General features: G+C 58.3%; 3 protein-coding genes and 1 pseudogene. All 4 read left to right on the top strand.

Features of this window, described 5'->3' with window-relative positions; translation table 11 throughout:
* Positions 1-220: 220 nt before the first annotated feature.
* Positions 221-754 carry a phage tail protein gene (locus DD559_RS19460; RefSeq protein ID WP_116471060.1) on the top strand — a complete coding sequence of 178 codons (534 nt, stop codon included), beginning with the start codon at positions 221-223 and terminating at the stop codon, positions 752-754.
* A 22-nt stretch (positions 755-776) separates the two neighbouring features.
* Complete coding sequence (locus tag DD559_RS19455; protein WP_116471059.1) at positions 777-1,319, top strand: phage tail protein; 543 nt, start codon at positions 777-779, stop codon at positions 1,317-1,319.
* A 38-nt stretch (positions 1,320-1,357) separates the two neighbouring features.
* Positions 1,358-1,924, top strand: coding sequence for a phage tail protein (locus DD559_RS19450; RefSeq protein WP_116471058.1), 567 nt, complete (start codon positions 1,358-1,360; stop codon positions 1,922-1,924).
* 142 nt (positions 1,925-2,066) lie between these two features.
* A pseudogene (locus tag DD559_RS20220) lies at positions 2,067-2,262 on the top strand (transposase); the annotation flags it as partial.
* Positions 2,263-2,642 lie beyond the last annotated feature (380 nt).

The following is a 2,642-nucleotide window of genomic DNA, read 5'->3' as shown; positions in this document are numbered from 1 at the left end:
AACCCTGGCAGTACAGAAACGCGGGCCCAAGCCAAAGCGAATGGCGATTAGTGAGTGTGTTTAGTAAACTGTCACCTTAATTCTAGGTTACGCCGCGAGTTGTGCCATATCTTCACGACGAACGGGTTGCGGTTACGTATAAGTCGTTGCAGGTTGCCGTTGCAGCCGATGCGCGGGAAAAGACGCCCTCCCGTTTCAGTGGGTGGATTGGAGGTAGGACGTGGACCCTTACCTGGGTGAAATCCGACTATTTGGTTTCGGAAAAGAACTAAAAGGCTGGCATCGCTGCGATGGCTCGTTGCTGCCAATAACAGCGAATCAACCTCTCTACTCCCTGCTCGGCACGACCTATGGCGGAGATGGTAGAACCACCTTCGGCCTGCCCGATCTGCGCGGGCGCGCGGTGATGGGGGCGAAGAACCCGGCTACACAAAACAAGCTGCCCTATAGCGTCGGCAATGCGGGTGGTGCCGAGACCGTAACCTTGAACATGGCGCAGATTCCACAACATCAGCATCTTGTTCGCGTGTCTTCTCTTGGGGGGACAACGGCAACCTTGCCGGACCATATTTACACTGCGGTAAAACAGCCATCCAGCCGTCCGCTCTATGGCCCGATGTCCAATCCGCCGGTGGCCATTGAGCCGTCCACTATTCAGCCAGCCGGCGGCGGGCAAGCGCATCCCAATATGCAGGCTTCACTGGCGCTGTCCTATTATATTGCGACAGCTGGCGTTTACCCGCAACGAGACTAATTGACAGGAGATACATAAGATCATGTCGGACCCGTATCTCGGAGAAATCACGATCTTTGTTGGCAACTACGCACCGATCAACTGGGCCTTGTGCAATGGGCAAATGTTGAAAATCAGCGAGTATGAGGCGCTTTTTTCGGTGATCGGTACAACCTATGGTGGGGATGGCGTTAAGACGTTTGGGCTCCCCGATTTGCGTGGGCGCCTGCCGATTGGCACCGGCAAAGGGGTCAGCCTGAATACGAATTATACGTTGGGACAGGCAGTCGGGACCAATACCGTCACCCTGACGCCCGCTCAGATGCCAAGTCATACCCACGTCATGTCCGTATCGAGCCAAGCCGCAACCAGTGATACGCCCGGACCTAACCTTACCTTTGCCGATGTCGGGGCAGCGGCCCTGTTTTATGTAAACACCGGCTATGCAACCGCCAGCGGCACGACAGATTTTTCCGCCGCGTCAGTTTCTGATCAAGGCGGCGGCGGGTCGCATGAGAATCGCATGCCGACGACCGGGATCAACTTCATTATCTGCACCTCGGGTCTCTACCCGAATTTCCAATAGCCTGAACCGCGCATCCGTCCAGGTTAAGGAGAATTGTTATGAGTGAGCCTTTTATTGGCGAGATTCGCGCGTTTCCATACGCTAGCTACGTTCCGCGAGCCTGGCTTCCCTGTGACGGCAGGCTCGTGAATTTGCGCGATTTTCAGGCTCTTTACGCGCTTATCGGGACTACCTATGGCGGGGATGGCAAGACCACCTTCGGGCTGCCTAATCTGGTCCAGTCGGTGGTCGCCGCGCCAGGGGTCGCAACCGGAGACCCAAACCCTATCCCACTTCGGCTTGGCCAGAAGGTCGGCGCTGATGCTGTTGCGATCTCCCAGGCGACATTGCCCGTGCATACGCACCAGATGGAAAAGAAGATGATTCCGGGTGGTGCGGCTGCCAAGACAAGCAAAGCGGATGCCAAGAGTGATCTTGGCCAGCTAACGGTGGGCAGTACGGCCTATGCCAGTTTCGCCAACGGTTCTATGGCGGATACGGTGCTGGACCCCAAGACTCTGGCGCCTGCCGGAGCTCCAATTGTGGAGGCCCATGATAACAGGCAACCCTTCCTGTGTCTTTGGTATGCAATTGCAACCGATGGCGTTTGGCCGTCGAAACCTTGATCTGATGCCTGATATCTTGCTGACAGGCATGCCGCGCTCCGGCACAACGCTTGTCGTGTCTCTATCTTAGGTGGTCGACCTGATACGATCGCCCTGCCAGAACTGAAGCGTCCCGGGTTTGCCGGAGGCTCCAACTCCTGAGATGGTGGATCACGAGCGCGATTACTCCTCCCACCGGGCAGTGGTGATTTCGATTGCGGAGAAGATTGGCTGCGCGCCGCAGACGCTGCATGAGTGGGTGAAGCAGGAGGAGGTCGGCAGCGGCAAGCGCACGGGGTTCCAACCGAGGTCGCCGACAAGATGGAGCGCTGGAGCGCGAGGTCCGCGAGCTGCGACGGACACCAGGTGTCTCCGCGCTTCCGCTTGGGAGCGACGGTCGGGACGATAGGCTTGTACACCTCGGGCGGGTTTCGATCCACGCCCCCGCGTGGGGAGCGACCGCACCGACGGCCCGATCGCGCTGGAGCCGCATGTCGACGTTTCGATCCACGCCCCCGCGTGGGGAGCGACGCGGGCTGACCCAGATTTGCTTGGTCGACAGCGTGTTTCGATCCACGCCCCCGCGTGGGGAGCGACCAGTATGTCGGCACTGGGCGTCCGAGCCGGGAGGTTTCGATCCACGCCCCCGCGTGGAATTACGGTGAATTACGGTGACAGTTTACTAAAAACCCATAATCTATTACGCTTCCGCAATGGCCCGCCTCCCACGCTTGGTCCT

It is taken from the genome of Sphingomonas pokkalii (assembly GCF_003096275.1).
Classification (GTDB): domain Bacteria; phylum Pseudomonadota; class Alphaproteobacteria; order Sphingomonadales; family Sphingomonadaceae; genus Sphingomonas; species Sphingomonas pokkalii.
This window is presented reverse-complemented; position numbering and strand designations above follow the sequence as displayed.